General features: G+C 41.8%; 15 protein-coding genes. 5 read left to right on the top strand and 10 right to left on the bottom strand.

Features of this window, described 5'->3' with window-relative positions; translation table 11 throughout:
- Positions 1–131: 131 nt before the first annotated feature.
- The 3 genes from EBQ12_RS11295 to EBQ12_RS11285 form a co-directional block, all read right to left on the bottom strand.
- Positions 132–1154 (bottom strand): quercetin 2,3-dioxygenase, encoded by a 1023-nt coding sequence (locus tag EBQ12_RS11295; protein ID WP_048001337.1) that lies wholly within the window; start codon positions 1152–1154, stop codon positions 132–134.
- An 80-nt stretch (positions 1155–1234) separates the two neighbouring features.
- Positions 1235–1798: a TetR/AcrR family transcriptional regulator gene (locus EBQ12_RS11290; protein ID WP_125590018.1), complete on the bottom strand. Its 564-nt coding sequence runs from the start codon at positions 1796–1798 to the stop codon at positions 1235–1237.
- 45 nt (positions 1799–1843) lie between these two features.
- The gene (locus EBQ12_RS11285) at positions 1844–3328 is read right to left on the bottom strand and encodes an amidase (protein ID WP_125590016.1); all 1485 of its coding nucleotides are present in this window, start codon (positions 3326–3328) and stop codon (positions 1844–1846) included.
- A gap of 188 nt (positions 3329–3516) precedes the next feature.
- On the opposite strand from EBQ12_RS11285, the gene EBQ12_RS11280 reads away from it, so the two are divergent.
- Positions 3517–5130 (top strand): S8 family peptidase, encoded by a 1614-nt coding sequence (locus EBQ12_RS11280; RefSeq protein ID WP_241215638.1) that lies wholly within the window; start codon positions 3517–3519, stop codon positions 5128–5130.
- A 37-nt stretch (positions 5131–5167) separates the two neighbouring features.
- Here EBQ12_RS11280 and EBQ12_RS11275 read toward each other — a convergent pair whose 3' ends face one another.
- Positions 5168–5704, bottom strand: coding sequence for a ribonuclease FAU-1 family protein (locus tag EBQ12_RS11275; protein ID WP_125590012.1), 537 nt, complete (start codon positions 5702–5704; stop codon positions 5168–5170).
- A gap of 114 nt (positions 5705–5818) precedes the next feature.
- On the opposite strand from EBQ12_RS11275, the gene EBQ12_RS11270 reads away from it, so the two are divergent.
- Positions 5819–6025: a hypothetical protein gene (locus tag EBQ12_RS11270; RefSeq protein ID WP_008342164.1), complete on the top strand. Its 207-nt coding sequence runs from the start codon at positions 5819–5821 to the stop codon at positions 6023–6025.
- Between the two features lie 59 nt (positions 6026–6084).
- Here the strand turns inward: EBQ12_RS11270 and EBQ12_RS11265 are convergent, their stop codons facing one another.
- The gene (locus EBQ12_RS11265) at positions 6085–6621 is read right to left on the bottom strand and encodes a GNAT family N-acetyltransferase (protein ID WP_008342165.1); all 537 of its coding nucleotides are present in this window, start codon (positions 6619–6621) and stop codon (positions 6085–6087) included.
- Between the two features lie 211 nt (positions 6622–6832).
- Between EBQ12_RS11265 and EBQ12_RS11260 the strand changes: the two genes are divergently transcribed.
- On the top strand, positions 6833–8050 hold the full coding sequence (locus EBQ12_RS11260) for a multidrug effflux MFS transporter (protein ID WP_024719029.1): 1218 nt from the start codon (positions 6833–6835) through the stop codon (positions 8048–8050).
- A gap of 209 nt (positions 8051–8259) precedes the next feature.
- Here the strand turns inward: EBQ12_RS11260 and EBQ12_RS19385 are convergent, their stop codons facing one another.
- The 5 genes from EBQ12_RS19385 to EBQ12_RS11235 all read right to left on the bottom strand — a co-directional run bounded on the left by EBQ12_RS19385 (position 8260) and on the right by EBQ12_RS11235 (position 12781).
- Entirely contained in the window at positions 8260–8430 is a 171-nt protein-coding gene (locus EBQ12_RS19385) for a hypothetical protein (protein WP_017360401.1), read from the bottom strand.
- Positions 8427–9014, bottom strand: coding sequence for a DUF1700 domain-containing protein (locus tag EBQ12_RS11250; protein WP_125590010.1), 588 nt, complete (start codon positions 9012–9014; stop codon positions 8427–8429). Before EBQ12_RS11250 ends, EBQ12_RS19385 begins: the two co-directional genes overlap by 4 nt.
- Entirely contained in the window at positions 9007–9324 is a 318-nt protein-coding gene (locus EBQ12_RS11245; protein ID WP_025206674.1) for a PadR family transcriptional regulator, read from the bottom strand. Before EBQ12_RS11245 ends, EBQ12_RS11250 begins: the two co-directional genes overlap by 8 nt.
- Before the next feature lie 850 nt (positions 9325–10174).
- Positions 10175–11464 carry a hypothetical protein gene (locus EBQ12_RS11240; protein WP_125590008.1) on the bottom strand — a complete coding sequence of 430 codons (1290 nt, stop codon included), beginning with the start codon at positions 11462–11464 and terminating at the stop codon, positions 10175–10177.
- Between the two features lie 486 nt (positions 11465–11950).
- Positions 11951–12781: a YitT family protein gene (locus tag EBQ12_RS11235; RefSeq protein WP_025206673.1), complete on the bottom strand. Its 831-nt coding sequence runs from the start codon at positions 12779–12781 to the stop codon at positions 11951–11953.
- 336 nt (positions 12782–13117) lie between these two features.
- Between EBQ12_RS11235 and mmuM the strand changes: the two genes are divergently transcribed.
- Together mmuM and mmuP are read left to right on the top strand one after the other, a co-directional pair.
- Complete coding sequence (gene mmuM / locus EBQ12_RS11230; protein ID WP_125590006.1) at positions 13118–14056, top strand: homocysteine S-methyltransferase; 939 nt, start codon at positions 13118–13120, stop codon at positions 14054–14056.
- A gap of 46 nt (positions 14057–14102) precedes the next feature.
- Entirely contained in the window at positions 14103–15506 is a 1404-nt protein-coding gene (gene mmuP, locus EBQ12_RS11225) for an S-methylmethionine permease (RefSeq protein ID WP_024719033.1), read from the top strand.
- The last annotated feature ends 175 nt before the right edge of the window (positions 15507–15681 follow it).

The raw sequence follows: 15681 nt of genomic DNA, 5'->3' as shown, positions 1-15681 counted from the left end.
ATTTCTATAGCTTCACCTTGAATGGATGGTTCATACATATGAATAGGGATGCTGTTCCATAAGGGAAATAAAATAACCCGCCGATTGATTCGACAGGCTGTTTATTCAAATCTGTGTAACGCGTTACACAGCTATTTATCTTCGACAAACACCAAATCATACTGAGTAGAGGTCTCCCCACCCTCCATCATGTTCCCTTCCTGTATAAAATAAGGGCACATTCCTGGACTTTGTGCTTCTTCAAATTGTTCAAACACTTGCTCAATATAGCCAGGCAGCAGCAAAACCAACATTTTATTTGAATGAGACACGAATTCATACGAGTGAACGGTATTCGGAGGAATATAGGCAAAATCCCCTGGCATCAAGCAAATATTTTCTCCGTTTAACTGAAGATTGATTCTGCCTTCAACACAATAAAGTGCTTCTGTATGCATTTCATGATAATGCGAACGTAATCCTTTTCCCTTTGTCCCTTCAATCACAAAATAACTAAATCCGTCTCCTGTTGTTTCCGTTGTCGCAATCAGCTCATGAAGCTGACCTTCGACCATGTATTGCTTTCCTTCACCAGCCTCCAGCACATATGGCTGCACTGCGCGCGGGAGCTGACTATGAAACAAAACAGCTGGCTTGGTTGTATTGGATAGCTCCCTAATGCCGTGCATCAATATGATATCGCTTTCTTTTTCAGCCTGATGAAAGCTGTCTGCATCAAATGGGTGATCAGTCATCGGCCATTCATTCTGCAACAGCCTCTTTCCGATTTGCTGATAGACATCTGTCATTTGTCCGCCCAGTGTATAAGAAATAAACCTTGTTTTGTGACTATGCATTCTATAGCCATGAATTGTTTTGGGCGGAATATGAATATAATCGCAGGCCGTCACCATATACTTTTTACCGTCCAGTATCACTTCCAGCTTCCCTTCCAGCACAAAGATGGTTTCAAATAGCGTCTCATGACAATGCAGCGGAAAGTAAGCACCTTTCCCACCTGTGATTAAGACAAGCTCAAACAGTTGATTTGTTTGATTTGCTTCTGCCAGCACATGTACAAGCTGATTTTCCAAACCATACAGCTCCCCCGAACCGGACACGGTATAAAAAGAGGTATCTTCGGATTGCTTGATCGATTGTGGTTGCTCCGACATCCCATCACTCCTCATGACTAATTGACTATCTTTATTATATAGACCAATCGATATAATAGATAGGCAATATGCGAGAGATTTTACTCTTCTCGCATAAATAAGTGTCTAAGGTAACATTTTACGTGCTCTAAAGGTGTCGTTTGCTTTAATGCAGTAGTCATTGATAATCCGCCGATGACCATTGAATGAAGGAGAGATGCCCGCTCATCCGCTTTTATTTCATCATATCCGCTATTCATCAGCTTTTCTTTGACAAGCTCTTGCCAGCGGATCATTTCTTGTTTGCATGCAGCATGAAGTTTTGTATGTTCAGGTTTTGACTCTGCCGCCAGTAAGACAATCGGTATCCCTCTTTCACTTTCTTGCTCCATAAAACCCCGAATAATATTTGTCATAAAATGATCGACGGCGACATATGGGTCATCAGAATAGGCAAAGCTTGCTTCAATTTGATTGATGACCCTTTGACTAATATATTCAACGGCTGCTATGGCTAGCTCTTCTTTTCCATTTGGAAAGTAATAATAAAGAGATCCTTTCGGCGTGCCGCTCTCTCGAATGATTTGATTCAACCCTGTCGCATGATACCCCTGTTTACGTAAAAGAAGTGCGGCCGTTTGAATGATTTTGTCCTTCGTACTCACGTGTGACACTCCTTTCCTCCATAGACCAACGTCGATGCCATTGTATTATTGATTCAGTAATGGATGCGTTCCTTTCCATAATGAGGATGATTCTATTTCTGACGCCAGTCTGAGCAGCCAGTCCTCTTTTCCTTTCGGTGCTGTCACCTGTACGCCTAAAGGCATGTCTGCTTCTGTGAGATGAACTGGCACACTCATAGATGGCTGGCCGGTTAGGTTAGCCAGCTGTGTAAATGGTGTATAGGTCAAACTCTTGAGGAACATTTCATAAATCAAATCCTGCTGTGCTTGCATTGAAAGGGATGACACACGTAACAATGCAGCAATTTCTTGATCGTTATGCATCAGCTCGCCAACCTTTGGAGCCGAATAGGCAGTAGCTGGGGTCACATATAGATCGTAGGTTTGATGAAATGCGGCCATTTTTGCAGCGGCCATATCCCATGCATCAAGACTTTCTGTATAAGCAGCAGCTGTCACATTTTTTCCTGCTTCCGCCAGTACCCATGCCACAATATCTGTCTCCTCAGGCTTCACCGGACGCCCGAATGAACGAGCCAGAGAGGTAAATAAGGCAGACATTTCACCGCTGTTCATGACATAATATTGCTGCATTAGATGGACACCATCAATGTCCGGCTTCGCTTCCTCAATTTGATGCCCTTGTTCACTCAGCCATTTCACAGTGTTCAAGACTGCCTGCTTTGCTTCCTCACTCACCTTCGTGCCTACTGGAGAGTCTACACTGTAAGCAATTCGCATAGAAAAGGTTCGTTTCACTAAATCCTCCTGATAGCTGCCGTCATATAATGGCGTTTGGAACGCAGCCTCTGGCTGAATGACTTGAAGCAAATCAAGCAGGGCTGCACTGTCTCGAACTGTTTTTGTGAGCGTAAAGTCAATGGAAGCTCCTTGCCACTGCCTTCCTGCACCCGGGCCGACCGGTGTTCTCCCCCTTGTTGGCTTGAGTCCAAATAAACCAGTAAAGGATGCCGGAATCCGAATAGACCCTCCGCCATCACTCGCTCCACCCGCCGGTACGATGCCGCTTGCCACAGCTGCTGCCGTCCCGCCGCTTGAACCGCCCGGAGAATAGTCAGCATTCCAAGGGTTTCTCGTCGGACCATATAAAAAGGGTTCTGTCACATTTCTCAATCCGAATTCAGGTGTGTTCGTATGACCGATCATGAGGAGCCCAGCCTGCTTCAATCGACGGACAAAGTGGGAATCTGTTTGCGCCTTTACATCCTTTAACAGCAAAGCACCCGCCGTCAAAGGTTCATGCTCCAGCCCCTGCGATATATTTTTCAACACAAACGGAACACCAGCAAACGGCTGATCCGCATCTAGTGACTTCATGTCTTTGAACACTTGATCTCGCCTTGTCTGAATCACCGCATTTAGTACTGGATTCACTTCTTCCAATCTAGCAAATGCAGCTTGTACAAGCTCTTCGGGCGTGACCTGCTTTTTCTGCACAAGTGACGCCAGTCCCGTCGCATCATACGTCATATACTCTTTTACATTCATCGGCATGTCCTTCTTTCTCATATTATGATCTCTCTATTGTCTACTAGAATTCTATGAAATTCAATTTCGGGATACGTGTGAAAAAAACTTTCTTTCTAGACTATGATTCTTCTAACCATCCATCTTATTTCTCCGATATAATAAAGAAAAAAAGACGGAGGTCACCTCATATGCAAGGAGCCATTGCCTTGAAAAAGAAAATCGTCGTGGTCATCGCGTTTCTTCTTGCTTTGACAACTGCTTTGCCCTTCCATTCGCAGGCAGCTGCACCACCAAAAGAAACAGATGTCATCATCGTCTATAAAAATCAAAAAGGAAAACAGACGGCTATTCAAGAAAGTGAAAAAGTGAACGCTCAATACATACATCTTCCAGCTGTAGCAGTGACAGCAGATGAGCAAGCTGTCACCTCACTTAAAAAAGACCCGAACATCGCTTATGTTTCAAAAAACGTTAGGGTCAAACTCGCTGCTTCTACCGTGAAAAAAACGGCTGCTGCTACTGGTCAGGATGCTTTGGTACAAAAATCTTATAACCTGCAGAAGCTCAATGTAAAGCAAGCAATCAAAGAAGGCGTGACAGGGAAAAATGTGAAAGTAGCCGTTCTCGATACTGGTATTTTCCCACATGAAGATTTAAAGGTAGCCGGCGGTAAATCATTCGTCGATTACACGTCTTCTTACAAAGATGATGAAGGACATGGAACACATGTCGCCGGTACAATTGGGGCGCTCAATAATGATTACGGTACGGTCGGCGTCGCTTCTGGTGTGAAGCTGTATGCTGTAAAAGTATTAGATAAAAAAGGAGAGGGCGACTTATACAGTCTGCTCCGAGGCATTGATTGGGCGATTAGCAATAAGATGGACATCATCAACCTAAGTCTAGGTTTTGAAGATAACATTCCGATTTTACGTTCAGCAGTTGATGAAGCATACAAAAAAGGACTGCTGGTCGTTGCTGCAAGCGGAAATGATGGAAAGAAGAATGGTATTAGCTATCCTGCCGCATACAATAGCGTCATTGCTGTTTCTGCAACGACTGACAAAGACAAACTTGCCTCCATCTCTAATACGGGGAAAGGAATTGAATTTTCCGCTCCCGGCGAGAACGTCATCAGTACCTATTTGAAAAATGAATATTGGTATGCAACCGGTACATCACAAGCGGCACCGCATGTCACAGGGATGCTGGCGCTGTTAAAACAGCTACATCCTAAGAAAACAAATGTTCAGCTCCGCACTTTATTGCGCAGCTATACAGTGGATCTTGGCGCAAAAGGAAAAGATTTACAATTCGGCTATGGCCGCGTGCAATATGTGCCGCAGTCAACCTTTTTAAAGGCTGCGACAAGCGCAGTCAAGACAGCCGAAACATCTAAAAAACAGACAGATGTTGATCAAGCCAAAACGAAAATTGGCAGACTCACTGCCAGCAAGCAAAAAACCGCACTCACTGACCGAGTCAAAAAAGTCCAAACAGCCATTGATATTCGTGACGCACGAGCGAAGGTCAAATCAGCTGAAAAAAGTAAAACCCAAGGCTCGATTAAAAGTGCCCAAACGGCCATTAAAAAGCTATCCAAAGGCAAAGAAAAAACAAGCCTACAAAACCGGCTCGACAAAGTCAAAAAACAAGTCGCCTATCAAAAGAAAGTGACAGATGCCAAACAAAAAGTCAAAAAAGCGGAAGCCAAACGAACAAAGAAAACAAAAGCAACCGCTCAAAGTGCGGTCAAACAACTAAAAGCATCTAAAACAAAAACAGATTTACAAAAACGACTAAACCGGATCAAGGTTTGATAAAAAAACGATTCCTTTCAGCAAGGAATCGTTTTTTCTATTTCAACATCTTCTGAAACAGGGTGTGATGATATTTCCCTTTCGCATCCAGCCTCACTTGATCGAGGATGTGCGCTATCGAATGGATGACATCACGGAGTGCTCGATGAACCGAGCCGTGTTCAAAGGAAGCTAAACTCTCCGGCAGTTCATCTTCATCCAAAACAAAGAAATAACCATTCGGAAGAACGAGTAGATCAATCAATAAATCTTCAAAAACAACCGCCTGTTCTTCAAACCATGTATGTCTGACGATATTCACATAAGAGCCAAGTTCATTGCCTTGATCATCCCTCCAAAAATAGACATTGTAAGGCCGGTCCGTCCAATAATAGGCGGTCGTATAACTCCCTTTTGGAATCGTGACAGTGCCATCACCAGCAACCATTGTAAATGGTTCTTGAATTTTATGAAACAACACGACTTGCTGCTCCTGTGCGTCTAACAGCTGACACGTATGTTCCACAACCTGATCATCGTATTTGATTTTTCTCTCGATTACGTCATCCCAAGAATTTGCATATAGCGGAAACAATCGGTCACAACCCCTTCTGCATCTACTTCTTATTCTAGTATACACTGCTTTCTTTTGAAGAAATAAAGGTTCACTGCTGCTGCCTATGGAAGACATATGGTGAGGTGAAAACAAATGAACGGAATCACAATCATCGAAACCGTAGCAGAACTCGGACAAATCATCTTGGTTTTTTGTGGTTATGCCCTTTACTGGCGGCTTGTGAAAACGAAAAGAGATCGAAAGCTAACCCCTTATGAACATGTGTTGAAATTCTTTGTCATGTTCGGGTTAATCTCTTGGTGCTTTTCATATATGGCACTGAACGTATGGGTGTCATGAGAAAAAGGAAGAGTCCCGTCCATGCAGGACATACTCTTCCTCTTCTTATTCGATGTATATTATGAGCCAGCCGGCTGTTCTTTTTTGATCACATACTGATAGCTCTTCACATGCGTCCCATTTTGATTCACAAATTCTTTATCAAGTGCCCGTTCAAAGCCCATTCTTTCATATAAACGAATGGCGGCCTGCATTTTATCCGACGTATGAAGGTACAGGACGTTCTCGCCCCACGATTGCGTTAGTTCTATACTTTTACGCAACAATGACTCTGCAATGCCTTTTCCTCTCACATCAGGATCTACCCCTAAAAACCGGACAATCGCTGAAGTAATGCCCATCTCCGGCTTGTCATATGCCTGTTCTGATGATCGAAACATTTGAAGAGTCCCCACGACCTTGCCCTCAAGCTCGGCCACAAGCATCAACTCCATGTTTGGGTTATCTACAGCCGCTCGCAGGGCTGCAGAATAATTTTGCCAGCCTTCCTCTGTAAATTGAGGCTCATACTGTGCGTATGATTTGATCAGCACATGTGTGATCGCCTCATGATCTTCACTCACCGCTTGACGAATGATCAACTCTTGTTGCTCCATGCCAGCACCTCCTGTTTGTCTATGAATGGATATACGTATCATGCAATCACTGCATGCCGATGATCTAATTCTTTTCTCTACTCATTCAATGTAAAGAGTCTCCTTCGAAAGATCAATGATTTTGCACGAAAACTTCTTTGAAAATTTTGATTGAAATGGAAAGCTTGATTCATTATGCTGATTTGAGGACATATACGAGGAGTGGCATCATATGAATTCTTTATCTTATCCCCAAGAATCGAAAAAAAATCGATTCCTCCTTGCCGCGCTTCTTGGCTCTTTAACAGCCCTTGCACCGCTGGCAATGGATATGTATTTACCTGCTTTACCTAATATCGCCCGTGACTTTGAAGCAAGCACGGCGCTGTCTCAGTTAAGTCTCATGGCTTGTTTGATTGGACTTGCGCTTGGACAGCTGATTGCAGGTCCAATCAGTGATACAGTTGGCAGAAGAAAACCGCTGATGGTTGGATTGATCATTTTTATTGCGGCCTCTCTTTTATGCACAGTGGTCACATCAATTTGGACATTCATTCTTTTAAGGCTGATTCAAGGACTTGCTGGATCAGCAGGCATTGTCATTGCACGAGCCATCGTACGAGATCATTATGAAGGCTCAGAAATGACGAAATTCTTTGCTTTGCTCATGTTAGTCAACGGAGTGGCTCCTGCAGCTGCACCGATCGTGGGCGGACAAATGTTACGGTTCACGACGTGGCAGGGTGTGTTTGTTCTGCTAGGAATCCTCGGGGCGCTCATGCTCCTAAGATCGATGTTTTCATTGAAAGAAAGCTTACCTGTGGAACGCAGGCAGACTGGGGGCTTCAAACAAATCCTAGGTGCGATGAAAATTCTAGCGAGCGATCGACTCTTTGTCGGATATGCTCTCTCACAAGGACTTGTCTTCGCCGCCATGTTTGCGTATATCTCTGGATCACCGTTTGTATTGCAGGAGATTTTCAACCTTTCTCCGCAAGGCTTCAGCGCTGCCTTTGCGGTGAATAGTCTTGGCATCATCACAGCCGGACAAGTATTTGCCCGCGTTGCTGCGAAAATTGGTGAGGAGAAAGTCCTTCGCATCGGGCTGCTGACAGCTGCTTTAGGGGGCGTCACCTTGTGTGTGATGATCTCTATTGATGCAGGGCTTTATGGCATCCTCATCCCGCTCTTTTTTGTGGTCTCAAGCGTTGGGATTGTCGGCACGTCTGCACCGTCTCTTGCGATGCAGCATCACGGTGCACATGCTGGAAGTGCCGCTGCCCTCATCGGTGTGGCACAAATGCTTCTTGGCGCATGCATGACACCCCTTGTCGGCTTAGCTGGAAGCCAGACTGCCTTTCCCATGGGGCTGATTATTATGCTCTGTGACCTTGGCGCACTCTGCTGTTATTTTTTCTTTGTTGCCAGAGCGAAAAAAAGACCCGCATAAGCGGGTCGCAGATTGTTGACAAAGGGCTAAAATGAACTTGATTTTAGCCCTTTGTCTTCTTTTCAGCGTGATAGAAAACCTTTGCAGCCCTAGGAAGGGCGAGCATCGGCGCGGAGCGAATTTGACATTCGTGAGCACCGAAGCGCAGGACTGACACCGAATGCGAGGGTTTGTCTACACGCTGAGACCCGCATAAGCGGGTCTTTCATTTATGGCTTGCTCCAATTGATCGTGCGGAACACATTGTACTGGTCATTATTTTGATATGCATCTAGGTCAAAGCCTGAAAGTCCAAAACCAATTGCCATGACAATTCCTCCGGCAACGGTGAAGATGATCCCCCATTTGATGCATTGCTTTTTTAAATCATTCACGTTCATACTCTCACGACCTTCTTTTTAAACATTCCCATGAATGCCTTAGTGGATTGAACAGTCCCTTGCACAAATAGCTTTGTCAAATACGCCGTGGCTATGCCGCTTAATAATCCGACACCTAATAGAAGAATCCCAACTCCGATCTGCGTCACCACCACATGCAAACCGTCTTGAAAAATAAACGGTGAACCAATGATGCTCCAAAAACCGCCGAGCAGACCAACTAGCGTCATTGTACCTGTCACGAGTGGAATGCACCAAATCACCATATACACAGAAAGAAACAGCAGGAAGACTGTTGCTAGAATACTGCCCCATAACGGAAAGCCCAAAATGAGGATGGAGAGTCTTGTGGCTTTTTCTCCAAACGTCGGCACCTGAACGGTTTTGATTCCTTGTTCCTTCAGAATCCCTTCAGCGATGATGGCAGGCTGACCGACTTGATGAACTGCCTCCTGTTCACTGTAGCCATCTTCCTGATAATCCTCGATCATTTCATCGTAATACTCGATGAACCGATCACTTTCTTTTTCGCCTAGACGATGCAGGTGCTTCTCCAAGCTGGCTAAAAATTCTTTTTTATTCATTGCTCTGTCCTCCAGAAATAAAGTCGTAAATCGCCATCACTTGATCCCATTCCGCTAAAAATTGCGCGATATGCTCCCGTCCGTTCTTTGTCATCCGGTAGTATTTTCTTAATCGACTGTTATGTTCCTGTGAATAGGTCTCCACATAATTGTTTTGCTCTAACCGCTTTAATATCGGATATAATGTCGATTCTGAAATCTCAATACAATGGGACATATCTTTAATCATTTGATAACCATAGGAATCGCCTTTCTTTAATACCGCCAGTACACAGAATTCAAGTAAACCTTTTTTTAATTGTGCATTCATGATTACAACTCCTAACCATTTATACTATACAATACATAGTATGATGTGACAAGAAGTATCGAATATAAAAAAGTCGATCCTTTAGGACCGACTTTTTCATTTTGATTATTGTGTTAAAGCTCCCATTAGTTTAAGTACATTTTTTCACAAACTCTAATATATTATTTTTATCATTCTAAAAATTCAGTTTACAATTAACTATTTAACTAAGTAAGTCCTTTTACAACAAAAAACTCCTTTACTCAAAACATTTCTTTTTTATAACATCGACTTCATTTCAAAAAACACCTAAAAATTTTACAAATATTTAATTTGTTAGTATGTATATTATTTAGCGAGGCATTACAACTATCAAAGAAAAGAAAGATGGAGGTTACTATTAAAGCCGCAGCAACAGATGTAACAATTACATTAACAAATCATGATTTTTAGAAAGAGAATTGAAATTAATTGAGGTTATGACATTAAATATTTCAACACCGTTGAATGACTACGTGACTAATGAAAACATGGTTTTTAATCCACTAGAACATCAACCAAATCATGTTTTTCAATATGAATTTTCTTGGAATATGATGCTAGTTGAGGAGTTATTACATAGAAGGATCGAAACTGTGTTGCAATTGTCTGGTATAAACAATGCGAGTATTACTTTTGTAGCAAATTTTTATCAAGTAAGTTCAACTAAATTGATAAATAATGTAATTGCAACGACTCACGTAAGCAATGGAACCTAAAAAAGATGACTCCGTCACAATACCGAAGTCATCTCATTGCAGCATAAGCTACAGCGTATTTAATAAAGCTGTCCATTAAAGCTCAGTTCAAATGACAAGATGATTGACTTGAATTAATTAAAATAATCCCTCCATTCTATAGTATTAATTTCAGGTTTAATACTATTGTACTTTACTGTATGTTCCTTTATAGAACTATCTGAAATGGATAAGGAATAGGTGTCATTAGTGTCATCAGTAAAAAATAAATATATAGGTTTGGAAATAATACCAGATGGACCTTCTGCTATAACTTTTATTTGAAATTTGAAACCTAAATAAGGACTATCTATTCGTTCCAAGGCTATTGAAAAGACCCTTGCTTTGTTATGTCCTACAATACATCGACTCAAATCTACTGAATTGTTTATAGATACCTGTCCTCCAGGTTGCAGTTTTTCCAATGAAGTAGCTTCACCTACTATCTTACCGCAAGATTTAGAAGAAAAATCATTTACCCTGTATTCAAAAAGATTTACAACGATAAATGATATATCAGTACCTCGACTGCATGCTAAGATTCGAAAATATCTTTCATTTATTTCCATTCCGCCAGCATACCGAAAATGTGTACCTAAATAATTAGCGAGCCCTCCATAACTAATTGTTGCTACAAAATGAATCTTCTCTTTAAACATAATAGGCTCAAAATTTTTAGCAGGATTGATTTGATATAAATCAATAAAATCCTCCCTTTCACTTGTAATTTCAAAATGATCAGTCCAGAAACCTGCCAAAAATATATTTTGTTGTTTATCAACAGCTAGAGCTATGCTAGCATACCCTTTATTATTTAATGTATGTTTAGTGTTGGGGATTTCTTGAAATTTCCTCAGAGGGTTTTGAGATGTTGGACCGTCATAAAAATCTATAGTGCCGTTATCGTAAGCTGCAAGTATAAAGTGCTCTACACCGTTTTTATTGTAAGATGTCATACCGACAGCACCAGCTTTACGCCCTTCTCTATATATGGCCATTTCTTTGACTTCAGTTTGAGAGCCAGTATCAATAAATCTAATTTCAGAGCGAGGATTTGGATCCCCAGCCGTTTCCACACCAATAGCCAAAGTATCCGCATACAATTGTATGCCACCATAATGAGTTAGTTTAGTATCTAGGTGGATACTTTTAATAAATTTTTCTTCATTGATACTAAAAACACCTATACTAGGTGTAACGTTTTCTGAAATATAAAGCTTATCACCTTTACTGGCTATACCTTGAATATGGTTATTCAAATCAAAATATCTATGCCTTAGTACAACCGGTTGGCCGATCTTATTTACTTTTTCAAAAAACTCAGGGACATCAGGAAGTTTGTAGTAAGGATCTTGATTAATTTGATGCGCATTTTCATGAGTCAATTTTGATCATCCTTTATTTTTTTAAAAAAACTGAGAATGAAAATAGGATTTACAAAAATACTCTTAATTATTCTGGATTAAAACAACTTTAAACAACAAATATTAGAAAGAACTTAATCGATTTATTAATGGTGCTAGTGACACAGGAAGGTAAGCAGATGCAATTCTTATTAATAGAAAATATAGTTAGTCCCTCATGCTGGGAGATATTTAAATGAGTAAATCACCATGTGTTTACAAAATAAAACTCCTATTTGTATAAATTAAAAAAGGAGATGATTTCAAATCATCTCCGCGTGAAGAGAAAGTGAGGATTTTTAAGACAAGATGTCCACAAAACCCTCATTTTTGTCTTTTGAACTGTCCGAGAAACGATATATGGTGTTTTTCATTTAGGATTTATTCAATATACGGTGTAATTAAAACCACAAAAAAACTGTCGAGATTTTCTCGACAGCCTGAGACCCTTTTAGGGTCTTTTCGTTTTTATATATTCACAAATCCTTCTCCAAACACATCACGCACGTCATGGACAACAACGAATGCGTCTCGATCAATTTTCTTAATGATTTTCTTTAAACGCATAAGCTCTTGCTTTTGAATAACCGCATAGAGAATTTCCTTCGATTCCTTCGAATAATGACCGCGACCGTTTAAAATGGTCACGCCTCGATCCAAGGTGTGATTGATTTCTTCTGCAATATCATCTTTGCATGAAGAAATAATCGTCACTGCTTTTTTCGTGTTAAGCCCTTCTATGACGAAATCCATCACCTTAGTCGCCACATACAGCATCACAATCGTAAACATTAATTTTTCCGCACCAATAATAAAGTAAGAAGCAAAAACAACGATCAGATCAAAGAACAAGATGGCGTAGCTCACGTTCCAGTCTAGATACTTATTCGCAATTCGCCCAAGAATGGCAGATCCCGCTGTTGTACCGCCCGCTCTTAAAACAAGACCAATGCCAATACCAATGATGATCCCTGCGAAAATAGAACCAATGATCAATTCATGGACATTCACCACCCATGTAGTGGTCAAATGTAAAAATAGAGAGTTACTTGCGACAGCTACCACTGTGTAGATCGTGGTCTTCTTGTCCAAGTATTTATACCCCACAAGTAATAAAATCGCATTCAACACAAGGTTTGTCAGCCATGGCGCAATCTCAAACATATAGTAGAAAATGATGGACAGCCCCGTTACGCCGCCTTCACCAAACTCAAGTGGAATGACAAACATGTTCACAGCTGCAGCAAATAAAAAAGAACCGACTAGAATCATTGCAATATCTTTTACACATTTTTTCAATTTCTTCTTTCCTCCTTTTCTAAGCATATAAAAAACCCTCTTTCTGCACGAAAGAAGACAGTCGTTGGACAAAATAAAAATCAAAAGACGGCGCCTTTTGATGAAGCTTTCTGAAATGAACCTTTCCATAATATATATCTCTTTTTAGAGGCTGTCAATGACTTGGTTTTCTATTATTTCAACTGTATGTTTATGCACTCAAACCCGCATGTTTTCAGGGTTTTTCCGTCGTATGATGCTTATTCCTCTCCTTGACAAAAACACTTTAGTCATTTAAACTACTGCCTCATATCATATCCATTATTTCCGATCGACAAAGGAGGCTGTTTGATTTATATGAATCCTATTCAAAGCCGTTTACAGGCTCACACACCTTTGATTTTAGATGGTGCACTTGCAACGGAGCTTGAACGAAAGGGCTGTGATTTAAACGACAGTTTATGGTCAGCCAAAATCCTCATTGAACAGCCAGAATTGATTCAGCAAGTACACTTGGACTACTTCCAAGCAGGTGCTGACTGTGCAACAACAGCCAGCTACCAAACGACGATTGATGGCTTTGCTGAAAAAGGCTACACAAAAGAAGATGCCATCGAATTAATGAAACGATCTGTCACGTTAGCAAAAGAAGCGTGCGAGCAGTTTTGGCAGGATGAGACACAACGTAAAGAGCGGGCAAAACCATTTGTCGCTGGATCTGTGGGGCCCTTCGGCGCTTATTTGTCTGATGGTTCAGAATATAAGGGAAATTACGGACTCACAGAGCAGGCGCTCATTGATTTTCACAGACCAAGAATTCAAGCATTGGTAGAGGCTGGTGCAGATATTCTCGCTTGTGAAACCATCCCTTGTCTCATTGAAGCAATCGCCATCGCTAAACTGCTGGAGGATGAATTCAGCGGTGTGTATGCGTGGATTACATTTAGTGCAAAGGATGGTCAGCACATTAGTGAAGGAGATTTACTTAGAGACTGTGTACAAGCACTTGAGCCATATGAGCAGATCGCTGCTGTTGGCGTAAACTGTACACCGCCGCAATATATGTCTTCTCTTATTCAGGAGATGAAAAAAGGGACGAGCAAACCGATTGTCGTGTATCCGAACTCAGGGGAATTATATGATCCTGAAGAAAAGGTTTGGAGCGGAGATACGTCTCACCATACATTTGGTGAATGTGCGCAGCAATGGTATAAAGACGGTGCACAAATCATCGGCGGCTGCTGCCGGACGACACCAGAAGATATTACCGATATCTTAAAACAGGCAACATCGTAGCATCATGACTCAACACACATACTTTTAAGCAAAAGGGCGGGAAGACATGGAACAAGCAAAAGATCAGTCACAACAATATCAACGAAAAATGACAAGCCGTCACCTGTTCATGCTTTCTTTAGGCGGCGTGATTGGCACAGGACTCTTTTTAAGCTCAGGATATACGATCAATCAGGCCGGACCTGCGGGAACGATTTTGGCTTATCTGGTTGGGGCATTAATTGTGTACCTCGTGATGCTCTGTTTAGGTGAACTGTCTGTCGCAATGCCGGTTACAGGCGCTTTTCACACATATGCAACAAAATACATTGGGCCCGGCACTGGCTATACAGTGGCTTGGCTTTATTGGCTGACATGGACCGTGGCACTTGGTTCAGAATTTACAGCGGCAGGTCTTTTAATGCAGCGCTGGTTCCCGGACACATCGGTTTGGATGTGGAGCGGTGTTTTTGCGCTTCTCATCTTTTTACTCAATGCTTTTACAGTTAAGTTTTTTGCAGAATCGGAATTTTGGTTTTCTAGCATTAAAGTCATGGCTATTATTCTCTTTATTATTCTTGGCGGAGCGGCGATGTTTGGATTGATTCCACTAAAAGGCGGTGAGGCCGCTCCGTTCTTCTCTAACTTCACTGGAGATGGGGGTCTCTTCCCAAACGGCTTTTTACCGATATTAATGACCATGCTGGCTGTTAATTTTGCTTTTTCGGGTACTGAGCTGATTGGGATTGCTGCGGGCGAAAGCGTCAATCCAGATGAGACCATTCCCCGGGCGATTCGCACGACTGTGCTACGTCTTGTCCTGTTTTTCGTCGGAACGATCGTGGTTTTAGCCGGCTTAATTCCTGTAGAAGAAGCCGGGGTGATCAAAAGTCCTTTCGTTGTGGTCTTTGACCGCATCGGTATTCCTTATGCGGCAGATTTCATGAATTTTGTCATTCTGACAGCGATTTTATCTGCTGCAAACTCAGGGCTATACGCCTCATCTCGCATGCTATGGTCCCTTTCTGAAGAACGAACATTACCTAAAAAGCTGGCAAAATTGACGTCAAAGGGAATTCCTTTGAATGCACTCATTTTGAGTATGATTGGGGGCATTCTCTCTTTGCTATCGAGTGTCATCGCACCTGAAACGGTGTATCTGGTTCTTGTTTCAATCTCTGGACTTGCCGTTGTTGTTGTATGGATGGGAATTGCAGCTTCACAGTTCATGTTTCGCAAAAAATTCTTACAGGATGGCGGGCAGCTTCATGATTTATCTTTCCGAACCCCGCTCTATCCGGTGGTTCCGATTGCTGCCTTCCTCCTATGCCTTGCATCTGTAATCGGCATTGCTTTTGATCCAAATCAGCGTATTGCTCTTATCTGTGGTATCCCTTTTATCGCACTCTGCTATGCTGCCTATTACGTGACAACATGGATTCAGAAAAAACGAGAAAAACCTGGTGTATAGCACCAGGTTTTCAGGCTGTCGAGAAAATCTCGACAGCTTTATTTTTTCCCTTAAATTTTCCACTATCCCATTTTATAATAGAGAAAAGCATACTAAAGGAAGGTGTTTTTCTCATGTTCCACACTAGAAATTCTTCTCAGCACGAAGCCGAATTTGTTTTGCTAGATCAATTGGT

It is taken from the genome of Bacillus sp. 2B09 (assembly GCF_003946835.1).
Lineage (GTDB): Bacteria > Bacillota > Bacilli > Bacillales > Bacillaceae > Bacillus > Bacillus altitudinis.
The sequence above is the reverse complement of the archived record's forward strand: the minus strand, read 5'-3'. Positions and strand labels throughout refer to the sequence as shown.

Coding starts and splice junctions, on each gene's coding strand:
- EBQ12_RS11295 (WP_048001337.1), bottom strand. CDS start 1,154: ATGTCGGAGCAACCACAATCGATCAAGCAATCCGAAGATACCTCTTTT.
- EBQ12_RS11285 (WP_125590016.1), bottom strand. CDS start 3,328: ATGAATGTAAAAGAGTATATGACGTATGATGCGACGGGACTGGCGTCA.
- EBQ12_RS11270 (WP_008342164.1), top strand. CDS start 5,819: ATGAACGGAATCACAATCATCGAAACCGTAGCAGAACTCGGACAAATC.
- EBQ12_RS11265 (WP_008342165.1), bottom strand. CDS start 6,621: ATGGAGCAACAAGAGTTGATCATTCGTCAAGCGGTGAGTGAAGATCAT.
- EBQ12_RS11260 (WP_024719029.1), top strand. CDS start 6,833: ATGAATTCTTTATCTTATCCCCAAGAATCGAAAAAAAATCGATTCCTC.
- EBQ12_RS19385 (WP_017360401.1), bottom strand. CDS start 8,430: ATGAACGTGAATGATTTAAAAAAGCAATGCATCAAATGGGGGATCATC.
- EBQ12_RS11250 (WP_125590010.1), bottom strand. CDS start 9,014: ATGAATAAAAAAGAATTTTTAGCCAGCTTGGAGAAGCACCTGCATCGT.
- EBQ12_RS11245 (WP_025206674.1), bottom strand. CDS start 9,324: ATGAATGCACAATTAAAAAAAGGTTTACTTGAATTCTGTGTACTGGCG.
- mmuM (WP_125590006.1), top strand. CDS start 13,118: ATGAATCCTATTCAAAGCCGTTTACAGGCTCACACACCTTTGATTTTA.
- mmuP (WP_024719033.1), top strand. CDS start 14,103: ATGGAACAAGCAAAAGATCAGTCACAACAATATCAACGAAAAATGACA.